Consider the following 21,605-nt stretch of genomic DNA (forward strand, 5'->3'; position numbering starts at 1 on the left):
AAAGCCTCAAGTATCAGAGATGATACTTGAGGCTTTTTTATGTTTGGGGTGTTGTCTTTATTGTGAGAATAATAAAACGTTCTAATCTTTATGGATAATTGGTTGGCCTTGATTGAACACATCAGCGGTTACCGCTTTGCTAACATAGTAGCCTTGGCCAAAATCACATTGGAATTCGGCCAACATTCTCCATTGCTCTCTGGTTTCTATGCCTTCAGCTAGTACCTTGATATTGAGCTTGTGTGCCATGGCAATGATTGCTTCGACGATTTTTCTATCGTCGGGGTCGTTCTCTAAATCCATCACAAAACTGCGATCAATTTTTAGTAAATTTACGGGAAGGTTTTTGAGCTGAGACAAAGACGAATAACCGGTTCCAAAATCATCAATGGCGATACAAATGCCCATTTCTTTGAGAGCTTGTAATAAATATCTAGCAAGATGAATGTCTTCAAGAATAGAGGTTTCAGTAATTTCAAAACCAATTAAATGAGCAGGCACTTGATATTTTTCAAGCAGCTCCTGAACCAGAGTGACAAAGTGAGGATCTGATAATTGCTCCGAAGCAAGGTTGATATGCAATAGAATATCAGGTCGGCCTTCCTCTTTACGTTTTGCTAGATAGGCGATGCTGCTTTCTAAGACCCAATATCCCAACTGCACAATCTTCCCCGTGGTTTCAGCAAGAGAGATGAAATCATTAGGAAAAATTAAGCCTTTTTCTGGATGGTTCCAGCGAATAAGGGCTTCAGCACCAAAGACACGATTAGTATGAAGGTCAAACTGAGGCTGGTAATACATCTCAAATTCATTTCTTTGCAGGGCAAGAGACAAATCATCTTCAGCCTTAATAAGATTATGCGTACTAATTTTCATATTTTCAGTATAAAAAGTGTACTGATTTTTACCCATTAGTTTTGCTTGATACAATGCCATATCGGCATTTTGCATAATGGTCACAAGGTCATAACCATGTTCTGGGATCATAGCTATCCCCAGTGACGTGCTTAAAATGTGTTCTCTACTGTCCATTTTTATGGGAGTTCGAATACTGTCTAAAATTCGATTGGCTTGTTCGGCGGCTTGTCTATCATTGCCAATATCACCTAGTAATATGCCAAATTCGTCGCCACCTAAGCGTACAACAAGATCGGATACGCCTTTTAGTTTGTTTAATCTATCCCCAACAATAACGAGTACTTGGTCGCCAACATCGTGACCTATCGTGTCGTTAATACGTTTGAAGTTATCTAGATCAAAATAAATAAAGGCAGATATACGTTTGCGTCGCTGATTGCTGTACAGAATTCTAGGCAAGCTGTCTTGTAAGAATCGTCTATTCGGTAACCCTGTTAATGGGTCTTTATAAGCAAGCTCTTGAAGTTCAGCGGTCTTTTCTTTCACCAATATACGCAGTTTTAACGGTTGTATTAGGATAGCGTATAACGCAATCGAGAGTAAAAATGCCACGGTAAAAGTGATGGCATAGCCCGTTATCTTACGTTGTTTTAACTGATCATCTAATGCTCGGCTAATTCTGAGAGTCCAAGTGCCAACAGGCAGAATCAGGTTGGTTGATGCTTGTATATCTGAAAGTGGGTTAATAGAAGAAGACAGTATGATGGTTTCTTTTGTCGCAGCATGCTTTCTTGACAAACTGTATTGATAACCTTCGTTTTCCAGTTGTTTTAATTGCGTGGCTTCTAGCAGGTTATCTAAATAAATTACGGCAGAGGCAAAACCCCAAAAGAGTTCTCTTTGAGTGCCTTTATGCAAAAAAATAGGCGCACGACTAATGACGGCAACACCACCTTGCACTAAAGCAACAGGACCAATGACAAACATCCTATGATTCTTGATTGAAAGCATCGCTTCATCTTTAAATTTAGGTGTCGAGATAATGTCAAACCCGATGGCTGTTTCATTTCCTTCAAGCGGGTATATATCAGAAATGATGCCATCTGGTGCCAGTTGAAGGTTTTCAATACCACCAATCGACTCGATTAGTTTACTGGCATAATTTGGAAACCATTCGCCATTACCGTTATTTTGCTCAACTTCGTAAGCTAAAATTTGTGCGGAGGTAAAGGCCGAAGAAAGACGTCTTTCTAGAACAGACGCTTGTGTCCTAGATATGCCACTTAAAAGAGATTGCTGCTGATTGACGATGGACTTATTGGTTGACTGAGTCCAATAGCCGCCAAATACAGCAATAGCGAAGAAAGCAATCAATGAAAAAAATAAGGCGGAAGGCTGCTTAAACTCTGCTTTCTTCAATTAACGATCCTTTATTAGATAATTAATAAACATAAAAAAATCATACACATAAATTCCTGCTGGGTATTTGATATTTTTGTAAACAGATGCGTTGTAACGTAATAGTATTAATCTAACTGAGAATAAGTGTAACTGCTTTTTGGATAATTTATAGGCAAGTAGAAAAATAACGTAAAAAATAAAAAGCCACGGTTTTTTGATTTAAAAAACCGTGGCTTTAGTTGTGGTCTACGCTCTTATGCTAGCGCTAGAAATAGTCCAGCAATGGCAATTAAACTGCCTGTTACGCGAGTCACAATAGGCGCTTGGAAGCGAGCAACCGCCATACCAAAACCGATACCTGCAACATGCAAAAGTGCGGTTGCTGCAGCAAAGCCCAATGCGTATTCTGCACCGTTAGCATTTAACGGCATTTCTAAACCGTGTGCCGCACCGTGGAATAAAGCAAACAGTCCAGCAATGCCAGCACAAACGGCAACAGGGAAACGGGCAGCACCAACAAGCAAAGCCCCCATCAGAATAACGGACAAGACAATACCTTGTTCGATGAAAGGAACTTGCACACCAGCAACAGCCAAAGCGCCACCAGCCAGCATAGTGCCGACAAAAGCTGTAGGCACAGCCCACAAAGCACGACCGCCAAGGCTAGCGGCCCAAAGGCCAATGGCTAACATAGCTAATAAATGATCTAAACCACCCATTGGGTGCATAAAGCCAGTCATAAAACTTGTTGTGTGTTCATGTCCTGGGTGAGCGGATGCAAGAGCTGGTATTACGGCAACAAGTGCAGCTAATCCCATTTTAAGCGTAGATAAACGCATGGTGTTGTCTCCAAAAAAATATATAAATAAAAGACCTTATAAAATAGTCTTCCCTAAACCACCGCTCTTGCGGCTGGAATCGTGAATTCTAACATACCCACAGAGAGGGTAAATTGAATGATGTTGCCAATAGGTAACGAAATATTCAGCTTCTAACAAAATATGGTGGTAAATTAACCTTCTACTTAGATTAACAATCTATTTTATACTAAATTTAGACAATCAATGCGGCACTTATTTAGAGGTAACCTATGACTTTCCATTTATGGACTTTGTTTTTCTTGGCTTACTTAGTGACCACGTTGTCACCAGGGCCGAATGTGTTGTTAGTGCTTAAAAATAGCATTCAATTTGGTTGGCAATCTGCCTTTATTACTATTTTTGGCAATTTGACCTGCCAATTTTTGATTGTTTGTTTGGTTGCCTTGGGCGTTGGTGCACTCTTACAAGCGTTACCAGTCTGGTTTCTGGTGATGAAAATAATTGGCGGAAGTTATTTGATTTACCTTGGAATTAAAGCGCTACGATCAAAAAAGAAATCAACCTTTGACGCTATAGATAATACAGCCGTAACTAAGTCGACTAAAACCGGACTTTCGATGTTTGGAGAAGCATTCTTGGTCTCAGCAAGTAATCCAAAAACATTAATATTTTTGTCTGCCTTCTTACCGCAGTTTTTAACCCTAGAGTCGCCAGCGTACCAACAGTTTTCGGTCATGTTTGTTACTATCTGTGCTATCGTGACCAGCGTACATATGGGCTATGCTTTTGGCATTGCTCGTTTAGGAAAACGTTTTTCGTTAAAAAACATGGAAGCCAAAATCACCAAACTAACGGGCGGCTTGTTTATCACCATGGGTGGCGGAATATTGTTGAGTAATCGATAAAGCTTTTTTGCTATCTCGCTTCAAGGTATTAAAAATGATGAGAGAGCTTCACTCCAAAATTCACGCTGTGGTTATCTTCGAACGTTACTTCATTTCCTGCTAGATTGGTCTTAGCTTCGCCAATCCATGTATAAGATACACCTGTCGTAATGGCTGTGTTTTGTGTTGCTTGATATTTTAGTCCAGCAGTTAATGAAGTATAGCCATCGGTTGGTGACAGATTACTCACGACATTGCCTGACGGCTTTTCATACGCGACGGCGAGCAATCCTGTAAGTGTATCTGTTAGCTTCTGACCAAGCCCGAGAGAGTAGGTGATAGTGTTTTCTTTATAGCCAACGAGGTTATTTCCGGCATTAACGAACTGAGTGAAAAGCTCTGGTGTGATTTTTGTCTTTTCCCATTCGACCCAACGTGCAGCAAACATCAGAAGAGTGGATTGCGTAATACCCGTTTGAAAGTCAAAGTTTAATGATTTAGGCATATCGACATTAAACGAAGTCTTCTTCGCAAAAGATGAAGTGACAATATTTTCTTGGCTATTAAAATCCACCTTTATTGCTGAGTTATAGGTTAACGAGATCCGAAGAGCTATATCTGGGATTTCATAAGCAGCGCCAAATAGATAACCCCAATCGTTCTGAGTGTCCGTTTTCATTGTGTAGAGTAGATTATTCGATGGCTGATTCACGGTAACTTCACCGCTTGATGTGACATTTCTTAGTCCGCCATAGACTGAAAAAGGAGTATTTATTTTATAGCGAATAATTCCTTTGATGGCTGTAGTGTCGACAGAAGCACTGGTTCTAGAAAGGGGATAAGTTGAGCTAGAAGGGTAGCGAATATCTGCACCAAAAGGTTGATCTATAATAATGGCCATTGAAGTCGAGTTAGAAAAATCTTGTTTATAGGCTCCACCGAAGAAATAACTTTTTTTCGCCACGTTTCCCGATTGGATTGAGTCCGTTAGTTTTCCTGATACTTCTGGATCAAGGGTATAGGCGCTTAATTCAATATACGTTCCTTTCTCGAACAGGGGAGCGATAGATTGTCTTGATAGGTCCATGCCGCCGGCATATATTTTTGTGGTACTAATCGTACAAAGAGTGGCCAAAATGAGTGATTTATTCATTAGATTTTTTACCTGTTATTGGCTCCTTGCCGACTAGACTTATAAAATGATGTTGTAAAAGTCACGTAACGCAAATAAAACATATTTAGAGTGCCTTTTATGGCGGCCAATAATAAAGTAATTACAAAAAATTACTAAATGATAAATCAGTTATTTATAAAGTTTGAGGCTTAACTATTATGGCGAGCGGTTGGGCGCAAGATGGCGCAGTTCAAGATCAAATAGACGCAACGGTTGACTCTGAAATAGAGCGTGCAAAAAACAGTATGCCAAAAGGCGAGAGCTTGACCCATTGTGAAGAGTGCGACACTGTGATTCCTGAGCCTCGGCGCAAAGCCATTCAAGGAGTGCGTTTGTGCATTCAATGTCAGTCCGAGCAAGAGAAGAAAGGCCGCTCTGCTTTGTATAATCGTGCCGGCAGTAAAGATAGCCAGCTAAGATAAGATACGTTAGCTGTTTTCCCTTGTTTCATTGATCTAAATGCTAATGCTATTCACTGAATCTGCGTATTTATCGTTGAATTTTGTCTGCTTGATCTTCCTCAATATGATATCGTTTCGTCTATCTATAAGGGTGTTTTGACCTCGAGTCTGATGCTCTGTTTCTTTCAGAATAAATAAGGATGAGGTTGTGGCAGACACTTACTCAACAGAAGTAAATAAATTAGAAAAACTACGCGCGGCTTGGTTACCAGCGGTCGAGTTTCTATTTGGCGAAGCCGTTATCGAGGCCAAATTTGATGGCTTTGAAGTTTGGGATGATATAGCCAAACCAAGCGCGGTCTTTGAGCACGCTGATGAACCTTATCGCTATAAAATTCACATGCCAGCTAGAGTATTCAGTAATGATGTTATGCTGTTAGCGGATATCATCCAAGAGATTGTACGTGGTCAATATCCGGTTGGTTATGACGGTGCGACAACATCAGCTTTGTGTGAAGGTGTTGCTGTGTTTGGTGCTGTTACGGCGATTAAGCAAGTGTTTGGAGAAGAGTCAGTCGACTCTTACTTAAATGCGCTCAAAGAACAGGCTTTTTCTTACTATGATGCTTTTTCTTATGTTGCCGTCTTGCTGGCTGAAGATCCACAAGCAATCAAGAAACTACGCGCTGTTCAGCCTTTCTTGTACAAGGTAGAAAGAGCCGATTTTGAAACGGCACAAGTAGAAATAGATCGTAAAATCAAAGATATCCTCTTGCTGGCGTTTCGTGCCTAAGAAATATTATTGAACACAAGAAACAAAAATGCCGCGTGATCGCGGCATTTTTATTAGCTAACTTAGAAGCAGCTGAATATTAACTTTTTAGTTCAGATAGCTCTTCACTGAACCAAATTTTGCGTTTAAATCGTGGGTTTTTAGAAGACATATCGATCTTGTAAGGATTTGGCTCGTGAGTTTGTGGCAAATCAAGAATGTTACAGAGCTCTTGAGCAAGCCATTTCTCTACCTTGAGTACGACCATTTTCTTACGTAGACGACCTTGCTCATCACGGTTTAAAATCGTTGGTAAGGTATTTAGCGTTAAAATTTCACCAATCGCTGGATGTGCCATACGCTCACGACCTTCATCACTGGCATAAAAATGCGATACCGCAAACACCATACGTTCAGGATTGATTTGCTGTAAGAATTGGCAGGATTTTACTACGGTAGAGCCAGTACGAACCATATCGTCGAACAATACAATACTAGCTCCATCTAGTCCGTCGAATGTGTGTTCGCTTTCTTTGTGTAGAGTGATTTCTACTTTGCGTTCAGCGGTGCGGTCTTTATCAAGCATGATGAATTTTGCTTTGCTTAGACCTAGAGTTTTGAACATCTCTTTAACGAAATCGCGTGCGCCTTTGTCTGGTGCACAAAGAACAAGTCCTTCGCCGTCTTCGCCGTAGTTAAGAATGTTTGAATTCAACAAGTAGTGGGCGTAAATCTCATAAGGTATTAAGTTATGGAAGTCGCCTTCAAACACTTCGGTAAACATCTTTTGCACAGAATCTGAGTGGTTGTGAATTGTCATCACAGTATCCACACCAGAAAGCTTTAATAGCTGAGCATAAAGCTTAGCTGTGAAAGGCTGGCCATCGAATTTTTTAACGTCTTGGATATCACGTTCAAAACTGGTTTCGCCTAGGCTTTGGTGAGGGCCACGGTCTTGTGCGCTGTAAAATAAATCAGGCTCAACCAAGATTACGCGATCTGCACCGTTTTCTTTCGCCGCACGGGCAATTATTAGATTTGACATGGCTAGTTCTTGGCGGCTTTTTACATGACTGCCAGTACTGACGATGATGACAGCTTTACCCTTAAGTTTGCGGCCAATGTTTTCAAAATCTGCTTCGTCAGAAATAAAACGAGGGCAAAATTCAGAGTTCATGAATTGCTTCATACTGATCAGATCAGCGATGTCTTCGTGCTGGCCCATTGCATAGGCAACATCAATAGCAAAGGGATTATCAGAAGAGTTACTAACAACTACGACATTAGTTGACTGACTGGTCGACAAAGTCATGAGGTTTCCTTAACTAAGGGTAGGGGAATTTGCGCTGATTTTAATACTTGTGGGCGTATTTCGATAGGGCTGATTGAGGAAAAAGGCATTTTTATGTCGATCTAATGGAGTCCTGCTTTTTCTTTAGCCAAAAATGAGAGGTAATCTTCAGTGTGTTGTCGGGGGGTAATAACTATTCTCATTTATGTTTGATTTCTGATATGTGCTTTTTTACAAGAAACATTATTTCGTTTTTGTTTCTTGTAAATGGTTAGCTACTGGATGATCCAAAGTAACACTGTAATTTTTGCGGAATTGCATTGGGGTGACATCAAAGCTCTGTTTAAATTTTTTGGAAAAATAGGCGGAGCAGTTGAATCCACTTGCGTAGGCAATGTCAGCGATTTGTTTATTGCTTTCAGTCAGTAATTGTACAGACTGTCTTAGCCGATAATTCAATAAGTAGCTGTTAGGAGAGCAGCCCAACGCATTACGAAATATACGATAGCACTCACTTTCACTAATGCTTGCTGCTTGGCTGATATCGGCAATGGAAATGCGTTCATCATAATGGTCATGAACAAAATTGAGTAAAGTTTGTACTCTTCTTTCATTCGTTCTCGAGGCATTCTTTGAAGAGGTGATGTCTTGATGATTCGTACAGAAAATATGCCAAAATTTCATTAAGGCTATATTCATATAGAACTCGCGATCAGAGCGTTTCGCATCCCATACCTTAAAAGCACTCGCTAATTCATTGATGACTTGTTGGTGCCAGGTTTCATCTGTAGAGAATTTATAGAACATGAGTTCTTTGTTATTAATAACCGGAAGTACGTGCTTTTTATAGATGAGGCCAAAATCGCCACCACCGAGTATTTTTGGGCTGAATACCACATTGAGTATACGGCAATCTTCAGTTCCATGGTTTGTTAGCTTGTGTAGAGTGTTCGCGTTGATAAAGATGATTTCTCCTGTTCTTACAATGTCGCTGGTATTGAGACACTCGACCTTAGTAGCTCCTTCGATAACCAATACAACTTCAATTTCATCGTGCCAATGCCATGGAACTTCGCCACCAACAAAATGGGAAAAACGTTCGTCATAAGATCCACAGGGAAAGTCATGGCTACCGTGGGTAGTCAGTTCTTTGCCATTTTTTTCTGTTTCAATTTTATAAATTTGCATGGCATCACTTAGTAAATTTGTTTGGCGACGTTGTTTCGGTAGAATCGTTATATTTTAAGAGAGTATATACCTATATATAAAGAAAATTAGGCGGTATTGTTCTAAGTTGTTCAAAATAGCTAAATTAAAACAGGTAAACAATGTCATGCTTTTGCTTTTTATCATCTATATCGCTTTTATCAGTTTAGGTCTACCTGATGCCGTGCTTGGCTCATCCTGGCCGGTTATGAAAAATGACTTAAATGCCTCGTTGGAATTTGCCGGTGTTATTTCTCTCATCATTAGTGCTGGCACCGTGCTCTCCAGCCTTTATGTGACAAAAGCGATTCATTATGTTGGTATAGGAAAAGTCGTTGCGCTAAGCGTCTTGCTGACAGCCATCGCATTACTTGGTTTTAGTATGTCCAATGTGGCTCTAGCGCTTGTATTTTTGGCTATTCCTTTGGGTCTTGGGGCAGGGGCTGTGGATGCTGCATTAAACAACTTCGTGGCTTTGCATTACAAAGCTAAACACATGAATTACTTGCATTCATTCTGGGGCGTGGGGGCGACGGCAGGTCCACTATTAATGGCGAATTACCTGACTCTCAGTGAAGGCTGGCGTGATGGTTATGCAACAATTGCTGTAGTGCAATTGTTGCTCGTTATTTTACTCTTTTCCTCCCTGCCACTGTGGAAGAAGTTTGTTGTTAAATCTTTAGAAAGTAATGACACTGGTGGGGTGCTAGTGTCGAATGCGACCGCCTTGAAAATAAAAGGTGTTCCATTGCAAATGGCGGCGTTCTTTTGCTATTGCTCAATAGAAATGAGTACTGGATTGTGGGCGGCAAGTTATCTCACGACACAAAGAGACGTTTTGGCTGCCGATGCCGCATTCTGGGTCGCTATGTATTATTTGGGGATTACGGCTGGGCGGTTTGCCTGTGGCGCCATTGCTGAAAAAATTACCGAAGAAGCTCTAATACGAGCAGGCGTGTTCATTATCTTATTGGGTTGTATATTACTGGCTCTGCCGTTCTTTGATGGACTTGCAAAAATGGGCTTGATATTGATTGGGCTCGGTTGCGCCCCCATCTTTCCTAATACCCTTCAAATGACCCCAAAACGCTTTGGCTCGGCTGCATCACAAACCATTATAGGCTTATCTATGGCCTCTGCTTATATAGGAATTATGATAGTTCCGCCTGTGCTAGGTGGTGCCGCAACGGTCTTCACTTTCGGCTCATTGCCAGTGATATTAGTCTTTCTTTCCGTCATTATATTAGTGACGACTGAGCGATTACGACGTTACAGCAATACTTCCTTACGTTAATAACTAAGAGCGACGTAATGATGAGCTTCGCGAATAGGAAAAGCATTCAGCGACAACAAACCATACTGTTGTTGTTAGCACTGGATGGAAAAGTATTCTCTGAGACGTTAAAGCAGCGATTTAATGTGTCGGATAACATCATTTACAACGACATGATTTATCTAGAAAAAGCGGGTTTGTTAAAACGTATTGACGCTGGGGCTGTTGCTGTAGAAGCGTGTTCGGAGCTAGAAGAAAAGTAGTTATTATCTTGTCTTATTCATCGTCAAATTTTAAGAGTCATGAAGACAAAGAAACATGAATGAACTATGATTTAGATTCTTAGAGAACCTCGGAGAATTTCAATGTCTTTAAAAGCAACCTCCGTCAGACTAGACGAAGAGACACTGCAACGTGTCGGCCAAATGGCTGAAGCAATGGATAGGCCTCGTGCATGGCTAATGGCGGAAGCTATTAAACAATACGTTGCCCGTGAAGATTGGTTTATCCATGAAGTGGAAAAAGGCATTGAGTCAGCGGACAAAGGGAAATTGATCGACCACTCGGATATTAAAGCGAAATGGGATGCAAAGCGTGCTGCTCAAATGGACTGATTTAGCCGAACTTGATTTAGAAAAAATTGAAGCTTACATCGCTGAGGATAATAGCCAAATCGTTGCCATTGATGTGGTGATGAAAGTCATTGATAACGTACATCTTATTCTGTCTGAACACCCGAGAGCTGGACGCTATGGCAGAGTGAAAAACACACGAGAACTTGTGATTGCAGGCTTACCTGTTGTCGTCGTTTATAGAGAAAATTTGTCTGTAAATTGCCTAGAAATCTTACGTATTCTTCATGAATCGCAGCATTGGCCAATGAGTGAACAATAGCTCATGCAAAAGCCGCTGCGAAGTTTTGTAATTCAGCTAGATGTTTAGGCTGAACGATGTCTTCATTGATTTTAAGTATAAGGCTTTTAAAGACTTCGGTATTATTTTTTAATTTTTGTGATGCCATTAAGGATTTGATTTCGTTAATGCTTTTTTCATTGAGCTTAACGGAGAATCGTTTCGACGCTTTTGCTTTGGCAATGTCAGACTTTAACAATAAACCTAAGTCGTCTTGCGAGAATCGATTGGAACTTAAAGCGTGGAGATAATACAAGACTAGGGCTTTATTAAAACTGTCACCTAAACTGGCATCTATCTTCTGAGTCGCTACATTCAGAATGTCTAAAAAGTGTGCTGGCAAACGCACATCAATTGGTGTTTTGATCTTATTGTATTCTGCTCTTACTTTTGCTGTAGATTGCTTTGGGATACTAACGACCGTATCGCAGTGATCACAAACCGCTGCTAAGATATTTTTTACCACGCCAGAATCATCATTAAAACTCACATCTCTAAGCAGGTAAGTCGCTTTCGTTAAGCCACATTCTGGACAAATCACCTGTCTTGAATCGCCTTCTTTGACTATTTTCATTTCAGACTCCGCTTTCGTGAACACTGATAAACATGACATCGGGTTCGATAAAGTAAAATTTTATATACCATCGTTTTCCATTCTTGAATGGTTTTAACACGTGCACATTGATAGTGGGAACTTGATGATGAGGGCTCATTTCGTACTCGTTGCCGCGAGTATGGCGTATCAGCTCAATAACCTCATCATCGGTTAACTGACCGCACTGGAAAAGGTTTTTGACATCAATTTTTTCTCTCACTTCATGGTCGTATGAGCCATTTTCTAAGCAAGTTATCACTTGTGATTTCACATCCTTGAAACCCATCACTACTTCTTTTTGTACGAAATAAATCGTACCTTTTTATTGTACGTCATTATTCGTACTTTTTAATCCGTTATCTTTATTTTAGTTCAAACTATCACCAAAAACCGAGACGATAAAAAAACATAAGTAGAAGTTAGCCGTGTGGTGTTTTGCGCTGACGACGTCAGTGACGCAAGCAAAACACCACACGGCTTGGCTTCCACCGATAAACTCTCCTCAAACAAGCTAACGTGCCTCACATTGTTGATAACAACTCGGTTTTCTTGGGCAGACGGCGCCGCGAGAGCAAATCAATCTCGCATCGTTGTCTATGCCGCGTTCGATCCAATTGATATTGAGAATTTTTGCTACGCTCATCAGGTCTTTTTTGATGCTTCTCGGGATCTGTGAGGAACCGCCTTTGGTGACGCAAGCTTCCCGTAGATCTGCCGCGATGGAGAGGGCGTCTTTGCCTTGGGCATCAATAGCAGGATTCAAGTCAATGCCGGAGCAAAGTACGTGGCTATTGCCGGCAAGATCTTGCACCTTGATTGATTCACAGGCGTATATTCGTGGCTCGTCGCCGACATTAAGAATCGATATTTGTGCTGAAGTGCCAGTACTAGGTTCGCTGATTTTGCGAAATACCGACCAGTGCTGACAAGGGTCTTCCACCATGCTCATATTGCCCCAAGGTAGTGGAATACCATTACCTCGATACACGGCTTTGAGTTTGCCGGGAGCGTAGGCATCAAAATAATGCCAATGGGGATAAGGCGATGCTGCCGTCATGCGGCGCATGGTGACGGATTCAGAAACACCTGCTAATTGTGCAGTATTAATTTCGTAGCCATTGCGATCCAGCATTTGTCTAAACGGCACTTTTGGACAAAGCAAAGCCCCAGCAAAAAAGCTACATTCGAAGTCTCGCCAAGCGTACAAAATATCCTGAGCGTCCATACCTGACGATTGTATTTTCGCATTCTGCGCTTGTAAGGGTGATATCTCATTTCGCCCTGTGACCAAGACGTTTTTCATGCCGTCTTTGTCGTGCAATACCGTGTGACCAATATGCACTGCGAGATTGTATTTTAACCGTTGTGGCTGGGCTTTCATGATTTGGTTGATGTAAATCGTACTTGGTGGATCAAAGAAAGATGTCACCACATGGCTTTCACTAATGCCCATTTCTTGTAACACCGCTAAGGGTGTTTTTCTAAACCACTTAATTTGCAAACCCATTTGCTTGGTGATGGTGATAATTTCATCAAGGCTCAATGGTAAGCGTTTGAGTCCCACTTCTTCCGCAGCGCGTTCTAAATCTGGGAAATGATTTTGATGGTGTTCTTGGTGGGCACGAATCAATAAATGCGCAAATTGACGACCGCTGGTGCCCGTTTGCGAAAGCATCTCAGGAATGGCGATTTGTAGTATTTCTTTGGAGAACAAAAAGTTTGGCTCTAACGCCATACCATTAATGCCACCACCAGATCCTTTCGTTGGAGTGATGGCTTCTTCTTCCGGAATATCGTCTAAAAACCATTCGACATCTTTTTGAAAAACGCTGGCGATGACTTCCAATACGTCTTCACTGGGGATGCGTTTCCCCCTTTCTATCATGGACAAATATGACACAGATGGAGCCGATTCTGCGTCTACTTTTATGCATCGCGCCGACAGGTCTTCCATCGTCAAACGGTTGCGTTTACGCAGGTTGCGGATCTTAGTACCCAAAAAATGGGCTTTGCGATTGAGGCTATTTTTATTTTTCATTTTTGTAAAATTTACACTGTGTAATTCTTATTGTGAAATTTTATCTTAGTAGGGCATAGACTATAAATCAAGCAATCGTAAGAGAGATCAAACGAATTGCTAACCCTAAGAATCAGAGTGATATGAGAAAGAAGGAAAGTGAGATGAATATGCCCCAAGCTAAAAATAACAGTGTGATTCATCCAGGGTTTTGCCACTTCATCAATGAAGAAGTGCTGCCACTTCACGCTATCGAACCGACAAAATTCTGGCGCGATCTTGAACAGCTGATTGCTGATCTGTCACCGATTAACCGCCAACTATTGGCAACTCGTGACCATATGCAACAACAAATTGACCAATGGCATATAGCTCGAAAAGGCCAAGCCATGGACATAAATGCCTATGAAGCGTTCCTGCGTGAGATTGGTTACTTGGTCAAAGAGGGCGAAGATTTCACTATCACTACGGCGAATGTCGATGAAGAAATCGCTCACTTGGCTGGACCTCAATTGGTTGTACCAGTAAAAAATGCTCGTTTTGCATTGAATGCCGCCAATGCTCGTTGGGGTAGTTTGTATGATGCCTTTTACGGTACAGATGTGATTAGCAAAACAGACGAGCTAGCCACTGGTAAAGCCTATAACCCAGTTCGTGGTGACGCCGTGATTGCCAAAGCCAAAGACTTTTTGGACCAAGTGTTTCCGCTGGAGTCTGGTTCCCATAAAGACGTGGTCAGCTATGTTGTTTATTACCACCATTTGTTGGCCTTTTTCCAAGATGGTCATCAAACCGGTTTGAAGCAGCCTTGTCAGCTGGTGGCGGTAAATGGCCAACGCAGTGAACCAGAAGCCATTTTACTGAAAAACAATGGACTGCACGTAGAAATCCAGTTTGATCGTAACGGTAAAAACGGTGCGAAAGACCCAGCCAATATCAATGACATTCTAATTGAGTCGGCATTAAGCACCATTATTGATTGTGAAGACTCTGTGGCAGCGGTGGATGCGGAAGACAAAATTGAAGTGTACCGCAATTGGTTAGGACTGATGCAATGCACGCTAGAGGCCAGCTTTAACAAAGATGGACAAACGCAAACGCGCCGCATGAACCCTGATCGTATTTTCACGGACTTAGACAATCAGGAATACCGTCTACATGAGCGTTCATTATTGTTGGTACGCAATGTGGGTCACCTGATGGAATGTGACTTGATGCAAGACGAGCTAGGTAACTTTGTACCGGAAGGCATTATGGATGCGGTAGTAACAAGCTTGATTGGTGCGCTGGATTTACAGCGTACTCAAGGCATGCGTAATAGTCGTACTGGCAGCATTTATATCGTTAAGCCAAAGATGCACGGACCAGAAGAAGTGGCGTTTAGCTGTGAACTCTTTGCTCGAGTAGAGCAGATGCTTGGCTTGCCAGAAAACACCATCAAGATCGGCATTATGGACGAAGAACGTCGCACCACTCTGAACTTGAAAGAGTGCATTCGTCAGGCGCAATCAAGAGTCTTCTTCATCAATACGGGGTTTCTGGATCGTACTGGTGATGAGATTCACACCAGTATGCAAGCGGGTGCCTTTTTACCAAAGGACCAAATCAAGAATCAACCTTGGATCCAAGCTTACGAGAACCGCAATGTAGACATTGGATTGCAATGTGGTTTGCCAGGCAAAGCCCAAATCGGCAAAGGCATGTGGGCCATGCCAGATGAAATGGCGGCCATGATGACAGCGAAAATTGCCCACCCAAAAGCCGGCGCCAATACGGCTTGGGTGCCATCACCAACAGCGGCCACACTGCATGCTTTGCACTATCACCAAGTGAATGTGTTTGAAGTGCAGGAGCGTATTAAACATCGCCCAAAAGCGAATCTAACGGATTTATTAACTATCCCAACGATTCCAAGCAACCTTACTTTGTCGCAGCAAGTGATTGAACGTGAAATCGAAAACAATGTTCAAGGGTTACTCGGTTATGTGGTGCGCTGGGTAGAAGCGGGCGTTGGGTGTTCGAAAGTGCCTGATATTAATAATGTGGGTTTGATGGAAGACCGTGCCACCTTGCGAATTTCCAGTCAGCACTTGGCTAATTGGTTACTGCATGGAATCTGTAGCAAAGAGCAAATTGATGAGGTGATGCAACGCATGGCATTGGTGGTAGATGAACAAAATAAAGCCACCGAGGGATATCGTCCGATGGCGAACAATGCCAATAGCGTCGCTTTCAAAGCCGCGCAGGATTTGATCTTCAAAGGTGCCATTCAACCTAACGGTTATACAGAGCCCTTGTTACATGTCTACCGAATACAGGTGAAGGATACGCATTGAAAACGAATTAATTGTTAAGAGTTTGTACCCATTTAAACAACCTAAAGAGCGAGAAATACCATGCATACTTACAAAAATAAAACGCAACAAGCTAGCCAAACGATTCATTCACAAGGTCCAACTTGGGCCGCGATGAACCCAGAATCTGTGGTTAGAATGCAATTGCAAAACCGTTTCAATACAGGGTTAGACATCGCCAAATACACAGCTAAGATCATGCGCGAAGACATGGCGAGCTACGACAAAGACCCAGCGAACTACACTCAGTCTTTAGGTTGCTGGCACGGCTTTATAGGCCAACAAAAAATGATTTCTATTAAGAAACATTTTGGCACCACGCGCAGCCGCTACTTGTACTTGTCAGGCTGGATGGTTGCGGCCATGCGTTCTGAATTTGGCCCATTGCCAGATCAATCTATGCATGAAAAAACCTCAGTGCCCGCTTTGATCGAAGAGCTATACACCTTTTTGAAACAAGCGGATGCCCGTGAATTACAGCATTTATTCAAAGAGATGGATGAAGCGAGAGCGGCGGGTGATCAAGTCCGCGAACATGCCGCACAGCAAAAAGTCGATAACTTTGAAACCCACGTTGTGCCAATTATTGCTGATATTGATGCGGGCTTTGGTAACGAAGAAGCGACCTATTTGCTAGCGAAGAAAATGATCGAAGCGGGCGCTTGTTGTATCCAGATCGAAAACCAAGTATCTGATGCCAAGCAATGTGGTCACCAAGATGGCAAGGTAACCGTGCCTCATGAAGACTTCTTAGCGAAAATTAACGCGGTGCGTTATGCCTTCTTGGAGTTGGGCGTGGACAATGGCGTGATCGTGGCTCGTACTGACTCTTTGGGCGCGGGTTTAACGCAAAAGATCCCAGTATCACAAACGGCTGGCGACTTGGCGGAACAATACAATGCGTTTATTGATGGCGAAGAAGTAACGTCACTTGCGCAAATGAAGTCTGGCGATATGGCGATCAAAATGGGGGAGCGTTTGATTAAGCCAACTCGTTTAGCCAATGGTTTGGTGCGCTTTAAACCCAATACAGGTGAAGATCGTGTGGTATTGGATTGTATTACGTCTTTGCAAAATGGCGCGGATCTATTGTGGATCGAAACGGAGAAACCACACATCGGTCAAATTGCTGCCATTGTGAATCGTATTCGTGACGTCATACCAAACGCGAAATTGGTTTACAACAACAGCCCGTCTTTTAACTGGACATTGAACTTCCGTCAGCAAGTGTTTGATGCTTGGTTGGCTGAAGGTAAAGACGTTAGCGAATACCAACGCGAGAAACTGATGTCTCAAGATTACGATGGTAGTGTGTTGGCAGACGAAGCAGATGAGCGTATTCGTAGCTTCCAAAAAGATGCAGCGGCACAAGCAGGGATTTTCCATCATTTGATTACCTTGCCGACATACCATACGGCCGCCTTGTCTACGGACAATTTAGCGAAAGACTACTTCGGTGAACTTGGCATGTTGGGTTATGTAAGAGAAGTTCAGCGTAAAGAAATTCGCCAAGGTTTGGCCTGTGTGAAACATCAAGATATGTCCGGTTCAAACATTGGTGATGATCATAAAGAGTACTTCTCTGGTGAGCAGGCGCTGAAAGCGTCTGGCAAAGATAACACCATGAATCAATTTGCAGTCTGATTGAAATCAGAGTGTATTGATAACAAAGGCCAGCAGTTTTCCCCCTGCTGGCCTTTTTTCGTAAAGCGTTTATTAAGGCGCTACTAGTCGGTTTTCAATATAATCGAAATGTTCTACTATCTAATCAATCTGTATTTCTTTGCTGAAGTATTTAAAATTTTTAACGACCATTGAATCTGAGAGCCTTATTGAATAATTCACGTTATGCGCTGGGTGATAAGCAAGTCAATGACATTAGCTTAAAAGATTTAGCTAAACGTTCTAGGTATGGCGGAATCTTCTATCTACTTGCATTTTGGGCGGCTGTTTTTAGTTCAGCAACGGCTCGTGAACACCTAGTTATTATTGGCTTTTTCTCTGGTTGTTTTTTACTGCTTCAGCTTTATCGTTTGTTTTTATTTTTCAAAGTGTTTTCCTCACACGAAATTGACTACCCGTCCTATTTCTCCCGTTATGCTTTTATTTACAATTCTTCTGCAATTGTGTGGGTAAGTGGTTCTGCTTGGCTTTTTTACGTTAATCCGATTGTCGACTTACCTGTGACCATTAACATGATGGCCGCGGCTGGTATTAGTATTGGTGGAATCACCGTATTGGCACCTTCTTATAAAACAATGCGCAGTTACTGGTTGCTGATTTGTTGGCCTTTTGCCTTGGCTGCTGGTTTTTTTCTCAATGAGCCAGGAAACTTGATTGTTGTTGGCTTAATTCTTGGTTATGGCCTGTTTATCTTGGTCACAGGAAAACAACAGAATCGCGCTTATTGGCAGGCACTTAATGATAATTTAAAGCTTTCAGAGCAAGCTGAGGAACTAGAGAAAGCAAAAATAGCCGCCGAATTGGCAGGGCAAGCTAAAGCCGATTTTTTATCCGCGATGACACATGAAATACGAACGCCAATGAATGGAGTGCTTGGCATGGCTCAATTACTGGCAATGGGAGATCTCAACGAAAAGCAGCAGCAGCAAGTGACAGTAATCAATAATGCTGGCCGAACCTTGATGCATATAATTAATAATATTCTAGATTACTCTAAGATTAACGCAGAGCAGTTGGAGTTAGAAAAAATCGCATTCAGCCCACGTAATGTCGTTGAAGAGGTGATGTTGTTGCTTGCGCCTCAGTTTGATAAAAAGCCAATTCAGCTTACTTGTGCTATCGATAGTATACCTGAGTCCGTCCAAGGCGATCCTTATCGGCTTCATCAGATTTTATATAACCTGATCGGAAATGCCTTTAAATTTACGGAAGAAGGCCAAATCTCTGTAGAAGTATCTTGCCCTAAAAAAGATGGCATGGATCCTGTACTGATGTCTTTTACTATTCGAGATACTGGCATTGGTATTGCGCATGAGGATCAGCAACAGATTTTTGAGCAGTTTTATCAAGTTAGTCAGTTTCACCCTAACATTCGAGGGACTGGGCTTGGGCTAAGTATTACTAAGCGTTTAGTTGATCTCATGGGAGGGACTATCTCGATTGAAAGTGACGTTGGCGCTGGGAGTCAGTTTACTGTTACTCTTCCGTTTGCTCGTGCTTTTGAAGTGAGCCCTAAGGAATCAACTAAGTTGCCGGAAAGGTCTAGCCTAAGTCCTAAGGTTCAACCTGATTTACATGTCTTGTTGGTCGAAGATAATAAAGTAAATCAAATGATCTGCGAGCAATTCTTCTTAAAGTTAGGCTGTTCTGTTGATTTGGCTGAGAATGGCTTAATCGCTCTGGATAGATTCAATAGCTCACAGCGCTACGATGTGATTTTTATGGATTGTAATATGCCAGAAATGGATGGTTTTTCAGCTGCCATCGCTATCCGAAAAATTGAGAAAGACAAAGGTTTAAATCAAGTGCCAATCGTTGCACTGACGGCTCATGTAGAAGAAGATATTAAACGAAAATGCCTTGAGTCAGGTATGAATACTTTTATCAGTAAACCTTTTTTGTTTGAAGATTTAGAGTCAGTGATTAACAAGGTTCGAAGTGGTGGGATAATCAATCAACAAACCTGAAAAATGATACAAGGCCCATTTTTTGTCTTTTATAGACATCCTCATTTTTTGGATACTAGCTTTGCCTTTCATTGATAAACTACCTAGCATAATCCAATAAGATTGAGCGGAGTATCTGTGTGAAAGTTGTAAATCAAATACTGAAAGGGCTGGTGGTTAGCGTTTTTTTGGGAAGTTTAGCTGCGTGCTCGTTATTTTCGAATGATGGTTATCACGGTGGTGATCATCGTGGCGGAGGTCCAACAGGGCCGCTGACGGGAACGGCCAGTGCTGCTAAAGTTGAGCCTGTTAAGAAGGATGATACTGGTAAAAATGCAGTCAAAGAAGACGCTGATGTTTACTCAGGAGGGGATCATCGTGGTGGTGGCCCGACTGGTCCATTGAGTCAATAATTACATCAAAAGAATACTCTTTTAAGCCTGAGTCATTGATAGCCAATGCTCGGGCTTTTTAATGCCTGTTCATCAAACCGTCATGGCAAACCTTTACCCTGAAGTGAGAATTATAAAATGCACTGATGTGCGATTTCACAAAAGGGGTGGAAAATGACAGGTAAAATTTGGTTAGCAACTTTGGTTTCAGTTGGCGTGTTGTCTGGTTGTGCAAATAATTCATTGATAACGCCGACATCTCGTTTTGCAGATAACTTCCCAAAGCAAGGTAGCGAGTTACCGCATTCCATATTGCGTGACGATCTGATTGATAACAAAACGAATCAGCCATTTGAAATTCGTAATGGTGGCTTTGGTTCTGCTATGACGGCGAATCCAAATCAAGCTAACCAGTTTTATGCTCTAACAGACCGCGGGCCGAATGCTGATTACAGTGGTGAATATGGTAAAGGTAAGAGCTTCCCTGTGGCGTCTTATACTCCGCGTATTGGTTTATTCGAAGTCTCTGTTGATGGTAAAGTTTCGATGGTGAAAAGTATTTTACTGAAACGTCCAGAAGGCAGTTTGATTACAGGATTACCAAATACTTCTGCGTTAGGAGGCACAGGGGAGACGCCTTATCATTCAAATGGCCAGCCTGTTTTAATGAATGATAATAAGCCTTATGACAAAGCAACTAATCCAATTAAATTAGATGATTACGGTTTAGATGGTGAAGGTTTAGTCGCTCTGAAAGACGGGACTTTTTGGGTGAGTGATGAATATGGCCCACATATTGTCCACTTTGACAGTAATGGTGTTGAAATTGGTCGCATTAATGCCTTTAAGGAGGACAGCCGTGATATTTATCATCTTCCTGCTGTATTCCAGCATCGTCGTGCTAACCGAGGTATGGAAGGTTTAGCTATCACACCAGATGAATCTACCTTGGTAGGTATTATGCAATCGACGTTGCAGAACCCTGATAAAGCGGCACAAAAAAGTGATTTGACGCGTATTGTCACAGTGAACTTAAGCACAGGTAAAACTGAGCAGTATTTGTATCGCCAAGAAAAAAATGAAAACTCTAATTCTGAAATATCCACTTTAACGGCGAATAAGTTTTTGGTTATCGAGCGAGATGGCGCTTTTTTGCTAGGCGGCCCTGATGGCGAATCTAAAGCTAAACCGAGCGCTCAAAAGCATGTTTACCGTATCGATTTAAGCACAGGAACGCCGCTTTCTAATGTCGCTTTGTCCTCTTCTATCACTCGTGATGAGAGCCATGGGTTAATGATTGATGGCTTAACGTTAGAGCAGTTCACTATTAAAAATGGCTGGGAAGCGTTAGCAGAAAAGGGAATTAAACCAGTTAACAAAACATTAGTGGTAGATATGGTAAAAGCGGTTGCTTATCCGCACGATAAAATGGAAGGTTTGTGGGTGATTGATCAGGATCACCTTGGTGTATTGAATGACGATGATTTCGCTACTTGGGCGACCAACGGCAAATTGGAGCAAAAGCATCTTGATAAAAACACCATCGATTCAAATCGACTCTACATAATTAAAGCGGATTTGATGGGTGATTGATTTTTAGCCTTTATTTGAACCGTTTTATAAAG

The 21,605-nt window shown here is 41.9% G+C and carries 19 protein-coding genes; 12 read left to right on the forward strand and 7 right to left on the reverse strand.

Features of this window, described 5'->3' with window-relative positions; all coding sequences use genetic code 11:
* Positions 1 to 81: 81 nt before the first annotated feature.
* Together CYL31_RS05900 and CYL31_RS05905 are read right to left on the reverse strand one after the other, a co-directional pair.
* The gene (locus CYL31_RS05900; protein WP_212918016.1) at positions 82 to 2,277 is read right to left on the reverse strand and encodes a bifunctional diguanylate cyclase/phosphodiesterase; all 2,196 of its coding nucleotides are present in this window, start codon (positions 2,275 to 2,277) and stop codon (positions 82 to 84) included.
* Between the two features lie 236 nt (positions 2,278 to 2,513).
* A complete protein-coding gene (locus tag CYL31_RS05905; RefSeq protein WP_212918017.1) occupies positions 2,514 to 3,098 on the reverse strand; it encodes a HupE/UreJ family protein in 585 nt (194 codons plus the stop codon).
* Positions 3,099 to 3,349: 251 nt separating this feature from the next.
* Here CYL31_RS05905 and CYL31_RS05910 point away from each other — a divergent pair, with 251 nt between their 5' ends.
* Positions 3,350 to 3,985 carry a LysE family translocator gene (locus tag CYL31_RS05910; RefSeq protein ID WP_212918018.1) on the forward strand — a complete coding sequence of 212 codons (636 nt, stop codon included), beginning with the start codon at positions 3,350 to 3,352 and terminating at the stop codon, positions 3,983 to 3,985.
* 28 nt (positions 3,986 to 4,013) lie between these two features.
* On the opposite strand, the gene CYL31_RS05915 is transcribed toward CYL31_RS05910, so the two are convergent.
* Entirely contained in the window at positions 4,014 to 5,117 is a 1,104-nt protein-coding gene (locus tag CYL31_RS05915) for an OmpP1/FadL family transporter (protein WP_212918019.1), read from the reverse strand.
* 179 nt (positions 5,118 to 5,296) lie between these two features.
* Here CYL31_RS05915 and CYL31_RS05920 point away from each other — a divergent pair, with 179 nt between their 5' ends.
* The gene (locus tag CYL31_RS05920) at positions 5,297 to 5,560 is read left to right on the forward strand and encodes a DksA/TraR family C4-type zinc finger protein (protein WP_212918020.1); all 264 of its coding nucleotides are present in this window, start codon (positions 5,297 to 5,299) and stop codon (positions 5,558 to 5,560) included.
* A gap of 187 nt (positions 5,561 to 5,747) precedes the next feature.
* Positions 5,748 to 6,332 (forward strand): hypothetical protein, encoded by a 585-nt coding sequence (locus CYL31_RS05925; protein WP_212918021.1) that lies wholly within the window; start codon positions 5,748 to 5,750, stop codon positions 6,330 to 6,332.
* A gap of 79 nt (positions 6,333 to 6,411) precedes the next feature.
* Here the strand turns inward: CYL31_RS05925 and CYL31_RS05930 are convergent, their stop codons facing one another.
* Entirely contained in the window at positions 6,412 to 7,623 is a 1,212-nt protein-coding gene (locus CYL31_RS05930; protein WP_212918022.1) for a phosphoribosyltransferase family protein, read from the reverse strand.
* 222 nt (positions 7,624 to 7,845) lie between these two features.
* A complete protein-coding gene (locus CYL31_RS05935) occupies positions 7,846 to 8,790 on the reverse strand; it encodes an AraC family transcriptional regulator (RefSeq protein ID WP_212918023.1) in 945 nt (314 codons plus the stop codon).
* Positions 8,791 to 8,935: 145 nt separating this feature from the next.
* On the opposite strand from CYL31_RS05935, the gene CYL31_RS05940 reads away from it, so the two are divergent.
* From CYL31_RS05940 to CYL31_RS05955, 4 genes are all read left to right on the forward strand, one after another.
* Complete coding sequence (locus tag CYL31_RS05940; RefSeq protein ID WP_212918024.1) at positions 8,936 to 10,102, forward strand: MFS transporter; 1,167 nt, start codon at positions 8,936 to 8,938, stop codon at positions 10,100 to 10,102.
* 17 nt (positions 10,103 to 10,119) lie between these two features.
* Positions 10,120 to 10,344: a DeoR family transcriptional regulator gene (locus CYL31_RS05945; protein ID WP_212918025.1), complete on the forward strand. Its 225-nt coding sequence runs from the start codon at positions 10,120 to 10,122 to the stop codon at positions 10,342 to 10,344.
* Positions 10,345 to 10,446: 102 nt separating this feature from the next.
* Positions 10,447 to 10,695, forward strand: a complete 249-nt coding sequence (locus CYL31_RS05950) for a CopG family ribbon-helix-helix protein (protein ID WP_110577332.1) — start codon at positions 10,447 to 10,449, stop codon at positions 10,693 to 10,695.
* A complete protein-coding gene (locus CYL31_RS05955) occupies positions 10,676 to 10,975 on the forward strand; it encodes a type II toxin-antitoxin system RelE/ParE family toxin (protein ID WP_212918026.1) in 300 nt (99 codons plus the stop codon). Before CYL31_RS05950 ends, CYL31_RS05955 begins: the two co-directional genes overlap by 20 nt.
* 1 nt (position 10,976) lies before the next feature.
* Here CYL31_RS05955 and CYL31_RS05960 read toward each other — a convergent pair whose 3' ends face one another.
* Together CYL31_RS05960 and CYL31_RS05965 are read right to left on the reverse strand one after the other, a co-directional pair.
* Positions 10,977 to 11,567, reverse strand: a complete 591-nt coding sequence (locus tag CYL31_RS05960; RefSeq protein ID WP_212918027.1) for a hypothetical protein — start codon at positions 11,565 to 11,567, stop codon at positions 10,977 to 10,979.
* A 532-nt stretch (positions 11,568 to 12,099) separates the two neighbouring features.
* Positions 12,100 to 13,626 (reverse strand): DUF3612 domain-containing protein, encoded by a 1,527-nt coding sequence (locus tag CYL31_RS05965; RefSeq protein WP_212918028.1) that lies wholly within the window; start codon positions 13,624 to 13,626, stop codon positions 12,100 to 12,102.
* A gap of 143 nt (positions 13,627 to 13,769) precedes the next feature.
* On the opposite strand from CYL31_RS05965, the gene CYL31_RS05970 reads away from it, so the two are divergent.
* The 5 genes from CYL31_RS05970 to CYL31_RS05990 all read left to right on the forward strand — a co-directional run bounded on the left by CYL31_RS05970 (position 13,770) and on the right by CYL31_RS05990 (position 21,573).
* Positions 13,770 to 15,941: a malate synthase G gene (locus tag CYL31_RS05970; RefSeq protein ID WP_212918029.1), complete on the forward strand. Its 2,172-nt coding sequence runs from the start codon at positions 13,770 to 13,772 to the stop codon at positions 15,939 to 15,941.
* A 60-nt stretch (positions 15,942 to 16,001) separates the two neighbouring features.
* Positions 16,002 to 17,603, forward strand: a complete 1,602-nt coding sequence (locus CYL31_RS05975; protein ID WP_212918030.1) for an isocitrate lyase — start codon at positions 16,002 to 16,004, stop codon at positions 17,601 to 17,603.
* 188 nt (positions 17,604 to 17,791) lie between these two features.
* Positions 17,792 to 19,609 carry an ATP-binding protein gene (locus CYL31_RS05980; protein WP_212918031.1) on the forward strand — a complete coding sequence of 606 codons (1,818 nt, stop codon included), beginning with the start codon at positions 17,792 to 17,794 and terminating at the stop codon, positions 19,607 to 19,609.
* Positions 19,610 to 19,728: 119 nt separating this feature from the next.
* Positions 19,729 to 20,001: a hypothetical protein gene (locus CYL31_RS05985; protein ID WP_212918032.1), complete on the forward strand. Its 273-nt coding sequence runs from the start codon at positions 19,729 to 19,731 to the stop codon at positions 19,999 to 20,001.
* 153 nt (positions 20,002 to 20,154) lie between these two features.
* Positions 20,155 to 21,573 carry an esterase-like activity of phytase family protein gene (locus tag CYL31_RS05990; RefSeq protein ID WP_212918033.1) on the forward strand — a complete coding sequence of 473 codons (1,419 nt, stop codon included), beginning with the start codon at positions 20,155 to 20,157 and terminating at the stop codon, positions 21,571 to 21,573.
* Positions 21,574 to 21,605: the final 32 nt, after the last annotated feature.

It is taken from the genome of Marinomonas sp. A3A (genome assembly GCF_018336955.1).
In the GTDB taxonomy this organism is placed as follows: domain Bacteria; phylum Pseudomonadota; class Gammaproteobacteria; order Pseudomonadales; family Marinomonadaceae; genus Marinomonas; species Marinomonas lutimaris.

Coding starts and splice junctions, on each gene's coding strand:
- CYL31_RS05905 (WP_212918017.1), bottom strand. CDS start 3,098: ATGCGTTTATCTACGCTTAAAATGGGATTAGCTGCACTTGTTGCCGTA.
- CYL31_RS05910 (WP_212918018.1), top strand. CDS start 3,350: ATGACTTTCCATTTATGGACTTTGTTTTTCTTGGCTTACTTAGTGACC.
- CYL31_RS05915 (WP_212918019.1), bottom strand. CDS start 5,117: ATGAATAAATCACTCATTTTGGCCACTCTTTGTACGATTAGTACCACA.
- CYL31_RS05920 (WP_212918020.1), top strand. CDS start 5,297: ATGGCGAGCGGTTGGGCGCAAGATGGCGCAGTTCAAGATCAAATAGAC.
- CYL31_RS05930 (WP_212918022.1), bottom strand. CDS start 7,623: ATGACTTTGTCGACCAGTCAGTCAACTAATGTCGTAGTTGTTAGTAAC.
- CYL31_RS05935 (WP_212918023.1), bottom strand. CDS start 8,790: ATGCAAATTTATAAAATTGAAACAGAAAAAAATGGCAAAGAACTGACT.
- CYL31_RS05940 (WP_212918024.1), top strand. CDS start 8,936: ATGCTTTTGCTTTTTATCATCTATATCGCTTTTATCAGTTTAGGTCTA.
- CYL31_RS05945 (WP_212918025.1), top strand. CDS start 10,120: ATGATGAGCTTCGCGAATAGGAAAAGCATTCAGCGACAACAAACCATA.
- CYL31_RS05950 (WP_110577332.1), top strand. CDS start 10,447: ATGTCTTTAAAAGCAACCTCCGTCAGACTAGACGAAGAGACACTGCAA.
- CYL31_RS05960 (WP_212918027.1), bottom strand. CDS start 11,567: ATGAAAATAGTCAAAGAAGGCGATTCAAGACAGGTGATTTGTCCAGAA.
- CYL31_RS05965 (WP_212918028.1), bottom strand. CDS start 13,626: ATGAAAAATAAAAATAGCCTCAATCGCAAAGCCCATTTTTTGGGTACT.
- CYL31_RS05970 (WP_212918029.1), top strand. CDS start 13,770: ATGAATATGCCCCAAGCTAAAAATAACAGTGTGATTCATCCAGGGTTT.
- CYL31_RS05975 (WP_212918030.1), top strand. CDS start 16,002: ATGCATACTTACAAAAATAAAACGCAACAAGCTAGCCAAACGATTCAT.
- CYL31_RS05990 (WP_212918033.1), top strand. CDS start 20,155: ATGACAGGTAAAATTTGGTTAGCAACTTTGGTTTCAGTTGGCGTGTTG.